18 protein-coding genes are annotated in these 15547 nt (G+C 73.1%); 3 read left to right on the top strand and 15 right to left on the bottom strand.

The features are described 5' to 3' along the window. Positions 1-227: 227 nt before the first annotated feature. Positions 228-575: a helix-turn-helix domain-containing protein gene (locus ABZ340_RS01430; protein ID WP_358779681.1), complete on the bottom strand. Its 348-nt coding sequence runs from the start codon at positions 573-575 to the stop codon at positions 228-230. Positions 576-632: 57 nt separating this feature from the next. Between ABZ340_RS01430 and ABZ340_RS01425 the strand changes: the two genes are divergently transcribed. Next, the gene (locus tag ABZ340_RS01425) at positions 633-1592 is read left to right on the top strand and encodes an NAD(P)-binding domain-containing protein (protein ID WP_358779680.1); all 960 of its coding nucleotides are present in this window, start codon (positions 633-635) and stop codon (positions 1590-1592) included. A gap of 109 nt (positions 1593-1701) precedes the next feature. Here ABZ340_RS01425 and ABZ340_RS01420 read toward each other — a convergent pair whose 3' ends face one another. The 6 genes from ABZ340_RS01420 to ABZ340_RS01395 all read right to left on the bottom strand — a co-directional run bounded on the left by ABZ340_RS01420 (position 1702) and on the right by ABZ340_RS01395 (position 9199). Continuing rightward, entirely contained in the window at positions 1702-3750 is a 2049-nt protein-coding gene (locus ABZ340_RS01420; RefSeq protein ID WP_358779679.1) for an AAA family ATPase, read from the bottom strand. A 55-nt stretch (positions 3751-3805) separates the two neighbouring features. Continuing rightward, on the bottom strand, positions 3806-4411 hold the full coding sequence (locus tag ABZ340_RS01415) for a TetR family transcriptional regulator (RefSeq protein WP_358779678.1): 606 nt from the start codon (positions 4409-4411) through the stop codon (positions 3806-3808). Between the two features lie 467 nt (positions 4412-4878). Beyond that, positions 4879-5664 carry an HAD-IA family hydrolase gene (locus ABZ340_RS01410; RefSeq protein WP_358779677.1) on the bottom strand — a complete coding sequence of 262 codons (786 nt, stop codon included), beginning with the start codon at positions 5662-5664 and terminating at the stop codon, positions 4879-4881. Between the two features lie 210 nt (positions 5665-5874). Next, positions 5875-6717, bottom strand: a complete 843-nt coding sequence (locus tag ABZ340_RS01405; protein ID WP_358779676.1) for an HAD hydrolase-like protein — start codon at positions 6715-6717, stop codon at positions 5875-5877. A gap of 368 nt (positions 6718-7085) precedes the next feature. Continuing rightward, positions 7086-8393, bottom strand: coding sequence for a GNAT family N-acetyltransferase (locus ABZ340_RS01400; protein WP_358779675.1), 1308 nt, complete (start codon positions 8391-8393; stop codon positions 7086-7088). A 188-nt stretch (positions 8394-8581) separates the two neighbouring features. Continuing rightward, on the bottom strand, positions 8582-9199 hold the full coding sequence (locus ABZ340_RS01395; RefSeq protein ID WP_358779674.1) for an aerial mycelium formation protein: 618 nt from the start codon (positions 9197-9199) through the stop codon (positions 8582-8584). Positions 9200-9369: 170 nt separating this feature from the next. Here ABZ340_RS01395 and dtd point away from each other — a divergent pair, with 170 nt between their 5' ends. Then, positions 9370-9795 (top strand): D-aminoacyl-tRNA deacylase, encoded by a 426-nt coding sequence (gene dtd / locus ABZ340_RS01390; RefSeq protein ID WP_358779673.1) that lies wholly within the window; start codon positions 9370-9372, stop codon positions 9793-9795. Positions 9796-9830: 35 nt separating this feature from the next. On the opposite strand, the gene ABZ340_RS01385 is transcribed toward dtd, so the two are convergent. Genes ABZ340_RS01385 through ABZ340_RS01375 form a run of 3 tightly spaced genes read right to left on the bottom strand, consistent with a single transcriptional unit; the run spans position 9831 to position 11871 of the window. Continuing rightward, positions 9831-10796 carry a folate-binding protein gene (locus ABZ340_RS01385; RefSeq protein ID WP_358779672.1) on the bottom strand — a complete coding sequence of 322 codons (966 nt, stop codon included), beginning with the start codon at positions 10794-10796 and terminating at the stop codon, positions 9831-9833. A gap of 9 nt (positions 10797-10805) precedes the next feature. Next, a complete protein-coding gene (locus tag ABZ340_RS01380; protein WP_358779671.1) occupies positions 10806-11279 on the bottom strand; it encodes a transcriptional repressor in 474 nt (157 codons plus the stop codon). Positions 11280-11295: 16 nt separating this feature from the next. Next, positions 11296-11871 (bottom strand): FABP family protein, encoded by a 576-nt coding sequence (locus tag ABZ340_RS01375; protein WP_358779670.1) that lies wholly within the window; start codon positions 11869-11871, stop codon positions 11296-11298. 285 nt (positions 11872-12156) lie between these two features. On the opposite strand from ABZ340_RS01375, the gene ABZ340_RS01370 reads away from it, so the two are divergent. Beyond that, positions 12157-12519 (top strand): DsrE family protein, encoded by a 363-nt coding sequence (locus ABZ340_RS01370; RefSeq protein ID WP_358779669.1) that lies wholly within the window; start codon positions 12157-12159, stop codon positions 12517-12519. A gap of 57 nt (positions 12520-12576) precedes the next feature. On the opposite strand, the gene ABZ340_RS01365 is transcribed toward ABZ340_RS01370, so the two are convergent. The 5 genes from ABZ340_RS01365 to ABZ340_RS01345 all read right to left on the bottom strand — a co-directional run bounded on the left by ABZ340_RS01365 (position 12577) and on the right by ABZ340_RS01345 (position 15362). After that, a complete protein-coding gene (locus tag ABZ340_RS01365; RefSeq protein ID WP_358779668.1) occupies positions 12577-12873 on the bottom strand; it encodes a DUF3099 domain-containing protein in 297 nt (98 codons plus the stop codon). A 162-nt stretch (positions 12874-13035) separates the two neighbouring features. After that, positions 13036-13323 carry a DUF1416 domain-containing protein gene (locus ABZ340_RS01360; RefSeq protein ID WP_028421436.1) on the bottom strand — a complete coding sequence of 96 codons (288 nt, stop codon included), beginning with the start codon at positions 13321-13323 and terminating at the stop codon, positions 13036-13038. A gap of 45 nt (positions 13324-13368) precedes the next feature. Beyond that, positions 13369-14208, bottom strand: a complete 840-nt coding sequence (locus tag ABZ340_RS01355) for a sulfurtransferase (protein WP_358779667.1) — start codon at positions 14206-14208, stop codon at positions 13369-13371. A 130-nt stretch (positions 14209-14338) separates the two neighbouring features. Further along, complete coding sequence (locus tag ABZ340_RS01350; protein ID WP_350751515.1) at positions 14339-14419, bottom strand: Ms5788A family Cys-rich leader peptide; 81 nt, start codon at positions 14417-14419, stop codon at positions 14339-14341. A gap of 208 nt (positions 14420-14627) precedes the next feature. Then, positions 14628-15362 (bottom strand): DUF2993 domain-containing protein, encoded by a 735-nt coding sequence (locus ABZ340_RS01345; protein ID WP_358779666.1) that lies wholly within the window; start codon positions 15360-15362, stop codon positions 14628-14630. Positions 15363-15547: the final 185 nt, after the last annotated feature.

Below are 15547 nucleotides of genomic sequence, written 5' to 3'. Positions count from 1 at the left end.
CCACCCCGCTCCCTCTCCGCCCCTTCCCCTCCGGCCCCGTCCCCCCTCCATCCCCCTCCGCCTCCATCCCCCTCCCCCTCCATCTCCTCTCCACCCGTCCCCCCTCCACCCCGGACACCCACTTTTTTGTGCGTACTTGGCAGCGGGCGGCCGTCGGCCGAACCTGGTGAGGGCGAGCGGCACGGGGCCGCCACCGCCAGAGGAGGGGGGACGGAGATGCCGATGCGTCAGGACGCCGGGCGCGTCTCGATCAGCCGCTCCAGGCGGCGATGTCCCCAGTCCGAGAGGGGGCCGAGCGCGTCGGCGAGGTCGCGGCCGAAGGGGGTCAGGGAGTACTCCGTCTTCGGCGGCAGCACGTCGTACACCTCGCGGTGCACCAGTCCGTCCGCCTCCATCTCGCGCAGCGCCTGAGTCAGCACCTTCTCGGTGAGGCCGGGCAGTCTCCGGCGCAGTTCGGCCGGGCGGTGCGGGCCGGATTCCAGCAGCCACAGCAGCGAGGTCTTCCACTTGCCCTCGATCACGGCGATCGCGGCGGTCACCCCGCAGACCTCCGGATCGTGACGTCGATGCGCCATGCCCCGCCCCATTTCTCGCCAATCGTCAAGTCTCTTACACATTATGGGAGTTGAGCCATGTCCGCGCACACCGGCCAGTCGTCCTCCACCAGCGCCGCAACCGACACCGCGACCGTCACCGCAACCGATACCGCCGCCACCACCGGCACCGGCACCGTCACCGTCCTCGGGCTCGGCCCGATGGGCCGGGCGCTGGCGGGCGCGTTCCTGGACGCCGGGCTGCGCACCGTCGTCTGGAACCGCACCCCCGGCCGGGACACCGGCCTGGTCGCCCGGGGCGCCGTCCCGGCCGCCTCCGCCGAGGAGGCGGTGGCCGCCGGCGACCTGACCGTCGTCTGCGTCGTGAACTACGACGCCTCCGACGCCGTCCTGCGCCAGGACGCCGTCACCGCCGCCCTGAAGGGCCGTACGGTGGTGAACCTGAGCGCCGACACCCCCGAGCGGGCCCGGTCCACCGCGGCCTGGGCGGCGGAGCACGGCGTCCGCTACCTGGACGGCGCGATCATGACGCCGACGCCGACCATCGGCACGCCCGACGCGGTGTTCCTGTTCAGCGGCCCGCAGGAGCTGTACCGGGAGCACGAGCCGGTGCTGGCGGTGCTCGGCGGCTCCCGTACCCACCTCGGCGAGGACATCGGCCGGGCCGCGGCGTACGACATCGCGCTGCTGGACATCTTCTGGACGTCGATGGCGGGGTACGCGCACGCCCTCGCCGTGGCGCGGGCGGAGGGCGTCACCGCGCGGGAGCTGGCCCCCTTCGCCGAGGGCATCGCCGCCATCCTTCCGCCGCTGTTCACGGAGTTCGCCGGTGACATCGACGCCGGGACCTACTCCGGCGAGCTGAACCCGATCACGTCGGCGGCGTCGACGATGGCGCACATCGTCCACGCCTCCGAGGCCCACGGCATCGACGCGAGCGTGATGCGGGTGATCGAGGGCCAGGCTCGGCGGGTCATCGCGCGCGGGCACGGCGGGGACGGGTTCAGCCGGGTCGTGGAGCTGCTGGGCCGGCCCTGACCCACCGCGGGCGGCCGGGCGGCCGGGGGAAAGATTCAGAGCGGGGAGAGAGGCTCAGAGCGGGGAGAGAGGCTCAGAGCGGGGAGGGGGATCAGAACGGGGAGGGGGATCAGAACGGCAGTGGCCGCCCGTGCACCACCTCCAGCCGGGACACCGCCCGGGTCAGCACCACGTACAGCCGGTGCAGCCCCCGTTCCTCCGTCTCGGCGATCGCCGCCGGTTCGACGGCCACGACGTGGTCGTATTCCAGGCCCTTGACGACGCTCGCCGGGACCACGGCCACCCGGGCGCCCGGTTCCTCCGGCCCCGCCGCCGCGATGCCCGCCGCGTCCAGCGCCGCCCGCACCCGGGGCACGTCCGCGTCGGCGGCGACGACCCCGACGGAGCCCTCCCGGGTGAGCGCGTCCCGTACGGCGGCGGCGACCGCGTCCGGCACGCCGTCGGGCGTGGTCTCGCGGAAGGCCAACTCGCCGTCGCCGCGCAGGGAGCGGGCGGGCGGGACGTCGACGTCCAGCCGGTCCAGCAGCCGGTTGGCGAGCCCGACGACCGCCCGCGGCACCCGGAAGCCGGTGGTCAGCGGCGTCACGGCCGCCTCCGGCACACCCAGGTGGCACAGGGACGTCTCCCAGGAGCGGGCCGCCCACGGGGTGGTGCCCTGGGCCAGGTCGCCGAGGACGGTGAGGGAGCCGTAGGACGCCCGCCGGGCGATGGCCCGGCACTCCATCGGGGACAGGTCCTGCGCCTCGTCGACGACGATGTGGCCGTACCCCTCGGGGTGGTCGAGGAGCCCGGCCGCCTCGTCGAGGAGGACCAGGTCGGCGGCGGACCAGCGGGCCGACTTCCACGACCGCGGCGGCCTCGCCCACAGCACGGCCTTCTGCTCGTCGGCGTCCAGCAGCCCGTCGGCGGCCCGGGCCAGCGCGTCGGGGTCGCCGAGCAGGCCGGCGACGACCTCCTCCGGCCGTACCCGGGGCCACACGGCGTCGAGGCAGGCGGTGACCGGCCGGGCCCGTTCGATCCTGCGCACCCAGGCGGTGGTGCGCGGCCCGCCGCGCCGCTCGGCCTGGTCCCGGAGGTACCGCACGATCCGGCCGCGCACCCGCTCCCGCCCGATGCCGTACGGCGGTTCCTCCGCCCGCACCCCGGCGACGATCCGCGCGAGCTCGTCCTCGGGCACTCGTCGGCGGGAGGAGCCGTCCGGTACGACGAGGGGGGCGGCGGCGTCGGCCCGCACGCGCGCGTACAGCGCCCGCCGCAGCACCTCGGCCATCCGCGCGTCGTGCTTGACGGTGGCGGCCCGCTCGTCGTCGGTGCCGGTGACGGGGTGCCGGGCGATCTCCTCCTGGAGGGTGGACTGCCGTACGCCGGTCTCGCCGAGGGCGGGGAGCACGGCGGAGATGTAGGAGAGGAAGGTGCGGTTCGGGCCGAGGATCAGCAGGCCGCCGCGCTTGATGCGCTGCGGGTGGGTGTAGAGCAGGTAGGCGGCCCGGTGCAGGCCGACGGCGGTCTTGCCGGTGCCGGGGGCGCCCTGCACGCAGACGGAGGCGGCCAGGTCGCCGCGGATGAGGTCGTCCTGTTCGGGCTGGATGGTGGCGGCGATGTCCCGCATGGGCCCCACGCGGGGCCGTTCGATCTCCCGGGCGACGATCTCGCCGGCCCCGGACTCGCCGCGGCCGAGGTGCTCGTCCTCCAGGCCGGTCAGGTCGGCGGAGTCGCCCCGGCTGCCGGGGGCCCAGCCGAAGCGGCGGCGGACGGCGACGCCCTGCGGGTCGCGGGCGGTGGCCTGGTAGAAGGCGCGGGAGACGGGGGCCCGCCAGTCGACGACCAGGGGCGGTTCGGCCGGATGCTCGGTGATCCGCAGCCGCCCGATGTGGTAGCGCTGCCCGGCGTGCTCCCCCGCGCCGTCCGCCCGCGCGTCCGCGAAGTCGAGCCGCCCGAAGAACAAGGGCCCCTCGGGCAGTTCGCGCAGCGCCTTGGCGTGACTGCGCAGGCGGTAGCCGAGTACTTCGGCGTCGGCGCCGGAGGCGGAGACGTCCTCGCCGGTGACGACTTGGTCCTGCGCCCCCTCGACCATGGCGGCGAGGGCGGCGCGGCAGCGGTCGTGGTGGGCGCGTTCCCGGGCGAGGGCGTGGTGGAGGGCAGGGTCGGGTGACGTCATTCCCCCGAGCGTACCGGAATAACGTAACCGAGTTAAATTCTTTACCGAGCCTCGCTCAGGCGAGGTGCGGCAGCCCCGCCGCCAGCAGCCCGAACGCCCGCTCCGCCGCGGCCACCGCGTCCTCCCGTACGTCCGCCGCCCGCTCCCCGGCCGCGATCCGCCGCCAGTTCTCCTGGGCGAGGATCCGCTGCACGGCGATGATCTGCCCCGCGGCCAGCCGCGCGTCCAGATCGCCGCCCAGCGACTCGGCGAGCGCGGCCTCGGAGCGCTCCAGGTGCGTGTGCAGCCGGGCGACCAGCGCGGGCGTCCCGTACAGCAGCGCGTGGAAGGACAGCACCTCCGGATCGTCGTTCAGCCCGGTGACCGGATCGTGCCGCGCCAGCCCGTCCAGGAAGTGCCGCCGCAGCGCCTCCACGGGCGCCGGCCCCTGCCGCACCACCCGCGCCGCCTCCCCCTCGTGATCGGCGATCCGGTGCAGGACGAGGTCCTCCTTGGCCGGGAAGTACCGGAAGAGCGTCGGCTTGGAGACCTCCGCCGCGGCGGCCACCTCGGCGACGGACACCGCGTCGAAGCCCTTCTCCACGAAGAGCCGGACGGCGATGTCCGACAGCACCTGGTACATCCGCTGCCTCTTGCGCTCCCGCAGACCGATATCGCTCATGGCGGTGAGCCTACGCAGCACCCCACCCCGCGCGCCGCCCGGTGACGGCTCCACGCGACGGCGACACACGACGGTCCCGCACGGCGACCCCGCACGACAGCCCCACGCGGCCCCGCACGACAGCCCCACGCGGCCCCGCACGGCAGCCCCACGCGGCCCCGCACGACAGCCCCACGCGGATGGCCCCCCGCGGTGGCGCCCGCCTCAGCCCGCGGACCGCGTCCCGCGCACCCCGGAGCGGGAGCGACGCCGTGCCCTCACCTCTGGCCCACCGGGCGGCCCCCACCCTGCTCCGCAGCGATGTGCCCGGCACCGCCTCCCTGCCGAAAGGATGTGCCCGGCACCGCCTCCCCGTCGAAAGGCGGAGAAGCCGGAGAACCGGAGAAGCGGAGGACCGGAGAAGCCGGAGGACCGGAGAAGCCGGAGAACCGGAGAAGCGGAGGACCGGAGAACCGGAGAACCGGACATCACGGCTCCCACGTGTCCGGGACGTCACCGACCCCACGCTGCCGCGCCAGGGAGAGCAACGGAGCGTACGAGCCCAGGACGATCTCCGCCCCGGCGTCCCGGAGGCGCTTGCTCTTCTCGGCGTCGCGGCCGTACCCGACGAACCGGACCCCCGCCCGTTCCGCCGCCATGAAGTCCGTCGGCGTGTCCCCGATCAGTACCGCGTCATCCGCCAAAAGGCGGAGGTCTCGCAGCGCCCTGCGCAGGACGTCGGGGTGCGGTTTCATCAGCTCGGGATCGGCCGAACGGCCGTGGACGGCGGCGAAGTGCCTCCGCAGTCCGTGGAGGCGCAGGTAGTGATCCGCCGCGCGCTCCGCGTTGTCGGTGGCGATCGACAAGCGCACCCCGAGCCCCGAGAGCCACTCGACGAAGTGGTGCGCGTCCGGCGTCGGCGGGGCCGTCCGGACCGCGGCGTGCTCCCCTTGGGCGGCGGCCTCGTCGAGCAGCCCCACCAGGTGCGCCACGTCCCGCTCCCCGCGTGCGCGGTGCACGGCGCGCAGCACGACATGAGGATCCTCGTCGACCCGTTCCCGCGGCGAAAGGATGTCCAGCGCGCCGGCCTCGTCGAGGATGTGCCGCAGCTCTTCGGCCACCCACATCGACCCTTCGGGGAACAACCGGCAGACGGGCCCGTCGAAGCCGAACAGAACGCCACCGGCCCCCGGCCCGCCGTCACCGCCGTCACCGCCGTCACCGCCGACCAGGAGTTCCCAGGTCTCCTCGACGTCACCGATGTCGACAGCCATACCGCCGCTCCCTCCACAGGCCGTGTCCGGAAGGCCCGCCACGAGCGAGTACCGCTCCGGCTCCCCCACCCACCCGGCCGAGCGGGTCGCCGGCACCCCCTCCACTATGTCCCGTTTCACCCGGTACCGGCGCGACGGAATCACCCGTGCGCCATGGTGGGTGCCGCCCGAGAAGCGGCGCACCGGCTGACGGAGCCGGCCGCCGAAGGGTCACCGGACGCCGGGCCGGTGGTACGACGCGGGCTGCTCCCGCAGCAGCCGCAGCACCGGCTCCAGCGACCCGAGGACCACCGGTGCTCCAGCACGCCTCAGGAGCGTGGCCTTCCGTTCATGGGGCGCGTAACCGAGGAACGGGACCCCCGCTGCCCGCGCGGCCTCGAAGTCGGCGGGGGTACCGCCGATCGACAAGGCGGCGGAGGGGGCAGCTCCGGTCTCGTCCAGGGCACGGTTGACGCAATGCGGGTCCGGCTTGAGGAGAGCGAGGTCCTGGGTACGGCCGTAGACGCGCGGTTCGAAGCAGGCCAGCAGGCCACGTGCCGCCAGATAGGAGCGGACCGCGCGCGGGGACCGGTTGGTGGTGACGGCCAGCCGAGCGCCCACCGCTGTCCAGGTGCGGATCAGCGGATCGGCGTAGGCGGTCGGCATCGCCGACGCGGCGGCCCGCAGTTCCTCCTGGGTGAGACGTTTCTCCAGTTCGGCCACGAGGTCGCTGCCGGGGCTCCGGCGGTCCACGGCGCGCAGCACGGTCTGCGGGTCGGGGCCCTCCCGCTCGGACTCGGCCGGCAGGCCGTGCAGGCCCCGGAGCTCCAGCCACCCCACCAGACCGGCCGCCACCCGCTCCGCCGCCTGCCGGGCGAACAGCCGGCAGATCGGTCCGTCGAAGCCCCAGAGCACGACGCGGGCCCCTGCGATCAGGTCCCGGACCCGCTCCGGATCAGCCTCGGCCCGCGACGCGGCCGACTGCCCCTGCCCCTGCCCCCGCCCCTGCGCCTGCCTCTGCGTCTGCGCCTGCGTCTGCGTCTGCGTCTGCGTCTGCGTCGTATCGGAAGTCACCAGGAGAGTGTCAGGCCCGTGGTGACGGTTTCCCAGAGGGCGACGCCTCCCTTCTGCGACTGCTCCCCGAACGCGGTGTCCCGCCCTCCGCGGACTCCTCGCGGCACGTGATCGTGGTGTGGGCGATGCGCGCCTCCGTTCCGATGAGCCCGCTCCGATGAGCCCGTTTCCGATGAGCCCGTTCCGATGTGCCCGTTCCGATGAGCCCGTTTCCGATGAGCCCATTCCGATGAGCCCATTCCGATGAGCAGGTAGAGCGTCACCGGCGGGGTGAAGGGCAGCGCGCGGAAGGCGCCCCGCACGTCGATGCCGTGGGCGGCGCGCCGGCCCGTCACCGGCAGGGGGGCAGGCCGACAGGAAGGAGGACCTCAGAACAGATCCGGGCACCACGGCCGCCCGGACGTACGCAGCAGGGCGTCGGCCTTCCGGACGGCGCCCGCTCGTTCTTCCCGCACCCGCCCCAGCGCCGCGAGCCGCACCACCGACTCGTCACCGAGCCACAGCGCCGCCAACTCGCCCACCCCGAGCACCAGGTCGGCGCTCCGCGTCGTCGCCGTGCAGGACGCGCCCTGCGGGGACGCCTCCAGCAACCAGCGCCCGCCGGCCGGCCCTCCCCCACCCCCGGTTCCGCCCCTGCTCCCGGCCTCTCCCGATCCGGGGAACCCCCACGGGTCGGCGACCTCCAGCACCAGCGAGCCGGACCCCTCGTACGACCGCGCCTCCAAGGCCCGTACGACGTCCAGGACGCGCACCCACAGCCAGTCCGCCTGCGTGGTGATCCCGGCCGCGCGCGGGTCCGGCAGGAAGAGCGGGAGGAGGTCGTCGGGGGCGCGCCAGCCGCTCTTCACCCGGACGACCCAGTCGATCGAGCACAGGTAGTGCCACAGGGCGCGCTCGGCGGCCGGGGTCACCCCGATCAGCCACTTCACGGTCGCCGTGTTCAGCGGCTGCTTGCCGGCACCCCACCGGTGGTCCGCCACGTACGCCACCATGCCCTCGACCTCGCCGCCCGCGGAGCGGTACACGGCGTGGAAGGGCTCGGTCCACGGCGAGTCGGGCCGCACCACGCCGGTGGCGAGCTGCCACCACAGCTCGCCGCGGCTGACGGTGCCCGGCCGGGCGCGGCGCAGCCGCTCGTGCAGCTCCGGGCCGAGCTTGCGCACGTCCTCGCCGTCCACGAGGTCGATCCGGCCGCCGTCCTCGGGGCCTGCCCAGCGCGGGTCGAGACCGGCCCGGGGCACGTCGACCGTCCACTCGGCCATGGTGGTGGCGGGGCCGAAGCCGTACCGCCCGTAGATCGGGTACTCGGCCGCGATCAGCGTGGCGACGACGTCACCGCGTTCCCTGGCCGCGGCGAGGTCGTGGGCCATCATGCGGGTCAGCAGGCCGCGGCGGCGGTGGGTCGGGGAGACGGTGACGTTGGAGACGGCGTCGGCCGGGACGAAGGCGCCGCCGACCGCGGTGAGTTCCTGCGCGAAGGACCGGAAGGTCGCAACACAGCGGTCACCGTCGAAGGCGCCGAGGAGACGGCCGGGCACGAACTGCGCCCGACGGAGCTCCAACTGCCCCTCCGTCGACGTGGGTTCCCGCAGGAACCCCGTGTTCAGGGCCCGGTTCCACTCGGGCAGCTCGGCTTCGGTGACGGGGCGTACGTCGATGTCGGCACGGCGAGTCATGGGGTCACGGTAGGCGGACGGAAACGGGACCGTCGCGGGGATTTTTCCCGCCGGACGCCCCTCTCGCCCCTCCCCGCGGACCGACGGCGGCGACCGTCCCGCCCGCCGCCGTCCTCCTCCCCTCACCCACCCCTCACCCACCCCTCGGACGCGCCGCCCCGTGCCCGCACCGCCCCGGGGCTCGCGCCTCAGACGAGCAGGTCCTCGACCTGCGCCTCCCCGTCCCGGTACCGGCGGGCGATCTCCGCGCTGCACCCGTCGGCCGTGCGCTGCAGCCGCTGCCGGCGCCGGGAGACCTGCTGCTCGTACCGGACGAGCCGTCCCATCGCGCTGTTCAGCTCCTGGTCGGTGCGCGCGCCGAGGTCCGACAGCGACACCTCCGCCAGCATCTCCTCGGCCAGCAGCCGGTACTCCTCGCTGTGCGGGGTGCCCAGCGTCACGTGCCGGGCCGAGGAGCGGTGCCGGGCCGGGGCGTCCGTCAGGATCTCCGGAAGCCGCTCCACCACGGACGTCTCGCCCCGGTCCTTCGCGGACGCCGGGCCGCGTCGCGCCAGCTCGGCCCGCAGAATGTCGATCCTCCCCTGCAACAGCCGCCGCACATAGCTCAGGTCGGCCTCCTCGCGCTGGGCGTCCCGGCGCAGCGTGCGCAGCTCGGGCAGGCTCAGCTCGGTCAGACCGGGCCTGGGCGGATGCGCGGGCAGCTCCGGGCTGTCCGTGCGCTGGACGGGCGGCCGGGGCGCCTCCCGGCCACCCGCTTGGGTGACCGGGAAAGCTCCCGGGTGCTGCCCGATGCTCGATGTGCTCATGTGCCTCTACCGTCCCCTCGACCGGCGTGTGGACAGCATCGTGCCACCCCAAGTAGCCCCTATGTGAACGACTGCCCTCGATCAGCCCCAGATGGGGGGTTACGGAGGCAAAACCAGCCCCCTGCGACCCCCTACCAGGTCACTTTGTCCCCACCGGCATCATGGGCCCCATGCGTGCAGTGGTGCAGAGAGTGGACGGTGCGAGCGTCGTCGTGGACGGCGAGACGGTGGGCGCGATCGAGGGCGAGGGGCTGTGCGTCCTGGTCGGCGTCACCCACGACGACACGAAGGAGAAGGCGGACCGGCTGGCCCGCAAACTCTGGACGCTGCGCATGCTGAACGACGAGAAGTCGTGCAGCGACACGGGTGCCCCGCTCTTGGTGGTCAGTCAGTTCACCCTCTACGGCGACGCCCGCAAGGGCCGCCGCCCCACCTGGAACGCCGCCGCCCCCGGCGAGGTCGCCGAGCCGCTCGTCGACGAGGTCGTCGCCCGGCTGCGCGCGCTGGGCGCGACGGTGGCGACGGGCCGGTTCGGCGCGCAGATGCGGGTGGGGCTGACGAACGACGGCCCGTTCACCGTCCTGCTGGAGATCTGAAGCCCGAGGGGCCCCAGCGAGCCCCGGGAGAGGTCTCAGGGCTCGACGACGGTCTCCTGGGCGGCGGCCGTGTCCCCGGCCACCAGCCGCGCGTCCACCGGCACGTTCCGCTTCACCAGGGCGAGGGCGACCGGGCCCAGCTCGTGGTGGCGTACGGAGGTGGTGACGAACCCGACCTTCCGGCCGTCCGCACCGTCGTCCGCGAGCCGGATCTCCGTCCCCGGCACCGGCAGGTGCACCTCGCTGCCGTCCAGGTGCAGGAAGACCAGCCGGCGCGGCGGCTTGCCCAGGTTCTGCACCCGGGCGACCGTCTCCTGGCCCCGGTAGCAGCCCTTCTGGAGGTGGACGGCGGACCCGATCCAGCCCAGCTCGTGCGGGATGGTGCGGTGGTCGGTCTCGAAGCCCAGGCGCGGACGGTGCTGCTCCACGCGCAGCGCCTCGTACGCGAGGAGCCCGGCCGGCGGCCCGGCCTGGGCGGCGTACGCCTCCAGGTCCGCGCGCGGCAGGAACAGGTCGCGCCCGTACGGGGTCTCCCGCACCACGGCACCCTCGGGCGCCTCGGTGATGGAACCGGCCGGCAGGTGGACGACCGCGACGTCGGCGGTGCGGTCGGCGACCTCCACCCGGTAGAAGAACTTCATCGACTCCAGGTAGGCGACCAGCGCCTCCTGGGTGCCCGGCTCGACGTGCGCCCAGACCGTCTCGCCGTCGTCCACGAGGTACAGGGCGTGCTCGATGTGGCCGTTGGCGGAGAGGATCAGCGCCTCCGTGGCCTGGCCGGCGGGGAGTTCGCTGACGTGCTGGGTGAGCAGCAGGTGCAGCCAGCCGAGCCGGTCCTCGCCGGAGACGGTGACGACACCCCGGTGGGAGAGGTCGACGAAGCCGGTGCCGTCGGCGAGGGCGCGCTGCTCGCGGAACAGGTCGCCGTAGTGGGCGGCGACGCCTTCGTCCACGCCCTCGGCGGGCACGGCGCCGGGCAGGGACAGCAGAGGGCTCTTCATATGCCTAGCCTACGACCCGGCGGAGGAGCCCTCGCCGGACGAGCCGGACGAGCCCGATGAGCCGGGCGCGTCGGCGCACTCCCGGCACCGCCCGAAGATCGCGAAGTGCTTCATGTCCGTGTCGAAGCCGAACTCCTCGCGCAGCTTGGCGGTGAAGTCGGCGGCGACGCTCAGATCCGCCTCGATGACGTTGGTGCAGTCCCGGCAGACCAGGTGGAGGTGGTGGTGCCGGTCGGCGAGGTGGTACGTCGGCGCCCCGTGCCCGAGGTGCGCGTGGCTGACCAGCCCCAGCTCCTCCAGCAGCTCCAGCGTCCGGTACACCGTGGAAATGTTGACCCCCGACGCCGTCTTCCTCACCTCGCTGAGGATGTCGTCGGGGGTCGCGTGCTCCAGGGTGTCCACGGCTTCGAGCACGAGTTGCCGCTGCGGCGTCAGCCGGTAGCCGCGCTGCCTGAGATCGCTCTTCCAGTCGGTGCTCACCACACCCACGAGTCTAGGACTACTTGAAGAAGGCGATCCCGTCGTCGGGCAGGTCGTCCGGGAGGGCCTTGGCCCAGCGCTCGACCTCCTCGGGGGTGACGACCTTCTTGAGCTGCGCCGACATGTAGGGGCGCAGCGGGACCTCGGGGGTCTGCTTCTCGCCGACCCACATCAGGTCGCTCTTGACGTAGCCGTACAGGCGCTTGCCGCCGCTGTAGGCGGCGGAGGCGGGGGTACGGGCCACCGCGTCGGTCACCAGGTCGATCTGCGGCTTCTTGTCGGCCATCTCGCCGTACCAGATCTCGATGACGCCGTCGTCGCGGGTCATCGTCACCTCGACCTTGCGGTCGGCGTCGATGCGCCAGTAGCCGTGCTCGGACTCCAGGGGACGGACCTTGTTGCCGTCCTTGTCCAGCACCCAGGTGTGGGAGTGGTACTCGAGGAAGTCCCGGCCGTCGTGGGTGAAGGTGACCTCCTGCCCGAAGTTGCACTTCTCGGAACCGGGGAAGTCGTGCACACCCGCACCCGCCCAGTTGCCGAGCAGGAAGGCGAGCGGGACGAGGTCCTTGTGGAGGTCGGACGGGATCTCGATCATGAGCAGCTCAGATGTCTCGTACGGAAGTGGGGGGCGTCAGCGCTGGCCCTGGAACAGCTTCTTCACGGTCAGTCCGGCGAAGGCGAGGACGCCGACGCAGACCAGGACCAGCAGGATTTCGAAGAAGATCTCCACGGGGTGCTCCTCGCTTGAGCGGAGTGCGGTGCGTGCGCTACGTGCACAGGGCCGGGGCCCAGCTTACGCGGCCGGGGCCCGCCTCTCTTTGTGAGGTGCGCCCCGCCGCCGTGACCGGGCCCGTCCGTCCGGCGGCCGTACGATGCGGTCATGGCGAAGAAGCTCGTGATCAAGGTGACCGCGGGGGCCGATGCCCCCGAGCGCTGCTCGCAGGCGTTCACGGTGGCGGCGGTCGCCGTGGCCAGCGGGGTGGACGTCTCCCTGTGGCTGACCGGTGAGTCGTCCTGGTTCGCCCTGCCGGGCCGGGCCGCCGAGTTCGAGCTGCCGCACGCGGCCCCGCTGCCCGACCTCATCGACTCGATCCTGGCGGGCGGGCGGCTGACGCTGTGCACGCAGTGCGCGGCCCGCCGTGAGATCACGGAGAAGGACGTGATCGAGGGCGTGCGGATCGCGGGCGCGCAGGTGTTCGTCCAGGAGGCGCTGGCGGACGGCGCGCAGGCGCTCGTGTACTGACTCGTGCGCTGAGCGCCGCCTCCCGGATTCCCCGGGGCCCTGGCCGCCCCGGCCGCCTCAGCTTCCACTCCCGTTTCCGCTTCCGCTTCCACTCCCGCTTCCGCGGCGTTTGCCGTCCAGCTCGTCCCACCACTCGTCGGACTGCGGGTCACCGGAGGGATCGTCCCACCAGCGGTCGTCGGGGCCCCGGCGGTTGGCGACCACGGCGGCCAGCGGCGGGATGACCATGGCGACCAGGCACAGGGCGACGGCCGCCGGGACGGACCACAGGCGGACGACCGCGCAGGCCAGGACGAACAGCACGATGCACGTCCCCATCAGCGCGAAGTACCGACGACGCCGCTGTGCGTACATGTGTCCAGCGTAGGCCCGCCGGAGCGGACCGAGACGGACCGAGACGGACCGAGACGGGCCGAGGCGGGCCGAGACGGGCCGGAGCGGACCGGAGCATGCCGCAGGGGCCGCACCCCAGGCGTCCAACCCGTGGGGTGCGGCCCCTGCGCCGTGCGCGTGCCGTCAGACGGCGATGGCGACCTCCGCCAGGCCGCCCTTCTGGGCGACGACCGTGCGGTCTGCGGTGGCGCCCGGCACCAGGGCGCGGACGGTCCAGGTGCCCTCGGCCGCGTAGAAGCGGAACTGGCCCGTCGCGGAGGTGGGGACCTCCGCCGTGAACTCGCCGGTCGAGTCCAGCAGACGGACGTAGCCCGTCACCGGCTCGCCGTCGCGGGTCACCTGGCCCTGGATCGTGGTCTCACCGGGCTTGATCGTCGAGGCGTCGGGGCCGCCGGCCTTCGCTCCACACATGTCGTACTCCTGAAGGGGTGGGGTGATGAGAGGTCGGTCGGGTGCCTACTTGCCGGAGCCGAGCTCGATCGGCACGCCGACGAGGGAGCCGTACTCGGTCCAGGAGCCGTCGTAGTTCTTGACGTTCTCCACGCCCAGCAGCTCGTGCAGGACGAACCAGGTCAGGGCCGAGCGCTCGCCGATGCGGCAGTAGGCGATGGTGTCCTTGGAGAGGTCGACGCTCTCCTCCTCGTAGAGCTTCTTCAGCTCCTCGTCCGACTTGAACGTGCCGTCGTCGTTGGCGTTCTTCGACCACGGGATGTTCTTGGCGGTCGGGACGTGGCCCGGGCGCTGGGACTGCTCCTGCGGCAGGTGGGCCGGGGCGAGCAGCTTGCCGGAGAACTCGTCGGGGGAGCGGACGTCGACCAGGTTCTGGTTGCCGATCGCCTTGACGACGTCGTCGCGGAAGGCGCGGATCGCGGTGTTCTGCGGCTTGGCCTGGTACTGGGTCGCCGGGCGCTCGGGCACCTCCTCGACCAGCTCGCGGGCGTCCAGCTCCCACTTCTTGCGGCCGCCGTCGAGGAGCTTGACGTTCTCGTGGCCGTAGAGCTTGAAGTACCAGTACGCGTAGGAGGCGAACCAGTTGTTGTTGCCGCCGTAGAGGATCACCAGCGTGTCGTTGGCGATGCCCTTGGCCGACAGGAGCTTCTCGAAGCCCTCCTGGTCGATGAAGTCGCGGCGGACCGGGTCCTGGAGGTCCTGCGTCCAGTCGATCTTGATGGCGTTGCGGATGTGGTTCTTGTCGTACGCGGACGTGTCCTCGTCCACCTCGACGATCGCGATGTTCGGGTCGTCCAGGTGGTCCTGCAGCCAGTCGGCGTCGACCAGGACGTCGCTGCGGCTCATGCTTTCTCCTCCGGGGCAGTTGCGGCGGGACGGGCGTGTGCGAGGGGTGCGCGTGCCCGGACTCGCGCCGGGGCGGCGCACAGGGGCCCTGGTACAGGGCGGCGGGGAACGCGGAAGGCGGAGCTTCCGCTCAGAACGGGCGACAGAGCATGGCGGCAACGCGGCACAGGTCCACTGCCCGCCGCTTCGTGAGATCCGCCTGTCGCTTCATGACTGCGATCGTAGGGACGGACCGGCGGGCATGTCACCGGCGTGTCGGATTATGAGACGCGATCGTCCGCTCTTCGGGATGCCGGACGCCTGCGGACCGGCGCCGGAGGGCCTCCGGGCGGGGGCTCCCGGGGCCACATCTGCGGTACGGACAGGGCCGTCTCACCCCTCGGACGAAGGGCTTCGCCGTCCCGTACGCTTCCCCCGTCCTACCCGGCCAGCCGGACGTCCGAACCCTTCACCGTGATCTCGACGCCGTCCCGCGTCGCCTGCACCTGGTCGAGCTCGATGCCGCCGGGCAGCCGGTCGATCGCCTGCCGGAAGTCGGTCACCGCCCGCAGCCGGGACTCGGCGAGGTCGGCGTCCCCGATGCGGGGGAGCGCGTCGGCCGCCACCTCGACTTGGTGGTCCCGGACCGTGACCGAGCTGAGCAGGCTGACCGGGCGGGGCAGTTCGACGCCGAACACCGTCGCCTCGATCTCGACCTTGATCTTTCCGTTGCCGCCGTCGGAGAGGCCGGTGATCCGGGCGGTGACGCCGGGGCCGACCTGGACGGGCTCGGACTTGACGGCCTTCATCAGCTCGGCGTACGAGATCGTCGCCGTGCCCGTGGCGGCGGTGGCGGTGGCGGAGCTGAAGTCGCCGGAGAAGGCGACGCCCTCCATGTCCGCCTTCAGGTCGTCGATGCGGATCGTCCCGCCGTCGCCGGTGGCCGCCTCGTAGGTCCCGATGCCGACCTTCACGTCGTCCAGCTTCCCGCCGGCGACCTGGGTGAGGAAGGGGAAGCCCTCGATGGACACGTCCGGGGTGGCGGCGAGGTTCTCGGTCCGCCGCAGCCGGTCCGCCGCCTCGTCCTCCGCGAAGTTCACCGCGAGGCGGTCCGCGGCCACGAACAGCCCGCCCAGGATCACGACGACGATCAGCAGTATTCGCAGTGCGCGCATGCGGTGTGTCCCCCACCTAGGCGGTCGTCGACGGCGGTTCCGTCCCGGGCGGCCCTCGGTGACCGCCCAGCGCGAGGGTAACCCCGCCGCGGGCGGCCATCCGGAATTCGTGGATCACCTGTGACACGCGGAACAGCGAACTCCGCGCCCGCGGCGGGCCGCCGCCCGCAGCGGGCCGTCTCCCT

It is taken from the genome of Streptomyces sp. NPDC006134 (genome assembly GCF_040628835.1).
GTDB lineage: Bacteria > Actinomycetota > Actinomycetes > Streptomycetales > Streptomycetaceae > Streptomyces.
Note: the sequence above shows the minus strand (reverse complement) of the source record. Positions and strands in the feature narration are given on the sequence as shown.

Bases quoted from the DNA above. Each gene is read 5' to 3' on its own strand.
- ABZ340_RS01415 (WP_358779678.1), bottom strand. From the start codon at position 4,411: ATGAGCGATATCGGTCTGCGGGAGCGCAAGAGGCAGCGGATGTACCAG.
- ABZ340_RS01355 (WP_358779667.1), bottom strand. From the start codon at position 14,208: ATGAGCCGCAGCGACGTCCTGGTCGACGCCGACTGGCTGCAGGACCAC.
- ABZ340_RS01350 (WP_350751515.1), bottom strand. From the start codon at position 14,419: ATGAAGCGACAGGCGGATCTCACGAAGCGGCGGGCAGTGGACCTGTGC.
- ABZ340_RS01425 (WP_358779680.1), top strand. From the start codon at position 633: ATGTCCGCGCACACCGGCCAGTCGTCCTCCACCAGCGCCGCAACCGAC.
- ABZ340_RS01400 (WP_358779675.1), bottom strand. From the start codon at position 8,393: ATGACTCGCCGTGCCGACATCGACGTACGCCCCGTCACCGAAGCCGAG.
- ABZ340_RS01430 (WP_358779681.1), bottom strand. From the start codon at position 575: ATGGCGCATCGACGTCACGATCCGGAGGTCTGCGGGGTGACCGCCGCG.
- ABZ340_RS01375 (WP_358779670.1), bottom strand. From the start codon at position 11,871: ATGATCGAGATCCCGTCCGACCTCCACAAGGACCTCGTCCCGCTCGCC.
- ABZ340_RS01420 (WP_358779679.1), bottom strand. From the start codon at position 3,750: ATGACGTCACCCGACCCTGCCCTCCACCACGCCCTCGCCCGGGAACGC.
- ABZ340_RS01370 (WP_358779669.1), top strand. From the start codon at position 12,157: ATGGCGAAGAAGCTCGTGATCAAGGTGACCGCGGGGGCCGATGCCCCC.
- ABZ340_RS01395 (WP_358779674.1), bottom strand. From the start codon at position 9,199: ATGAGCACATCGAGCATCGGGCAGCACCCGGGAGCTTTCCCGGTCACC.
- ABZ340_RS01345 (WP_358779666.1), bottom strand. From the start codon at position 15,362: ATGCGCGCACTGCGAATACTGCTGATCGTCGTCGTGATCCTGGGCGGG.
- ABZ340_RS01365 (WP_358779668.1), bottom strand. From the start codon at position 12,873: ATGTACGCACAGCGGCGTCGTCGGTACTTCGCGCTGATGGGGACGTGC.
- ABZ340_RS01360 (WP_028421436.1), bottom strand. From the start codon at position 13,323: ATGTGTGGAGCGAAGGCCGGCGGCCCCGACGCCTCGACGATCAAGCCC.
- dtd (WP_358779673.1), top strand. From the start codon at position 9,370: ATGCGTGCAGTGGTGCAGAGAGTGGACGGTGCGAGCGTCGTCGTGGAC.
- ABZ340_RS01410 (WP_358779677.1), bottom strand. From the start codon at position 5,664: ATGGCTGTCGACATCGGTGACGTCGAGGAGACCTGGGAACTCCTGGTC.
- ABZ340_RS01385 (WP_358779672.1), bottom strand. From the start codon at position 10,796: ATGAAGAGCCCTCTGCTGTCCCTGCCCGGCGCCGTGCCCGCCGAGGGC.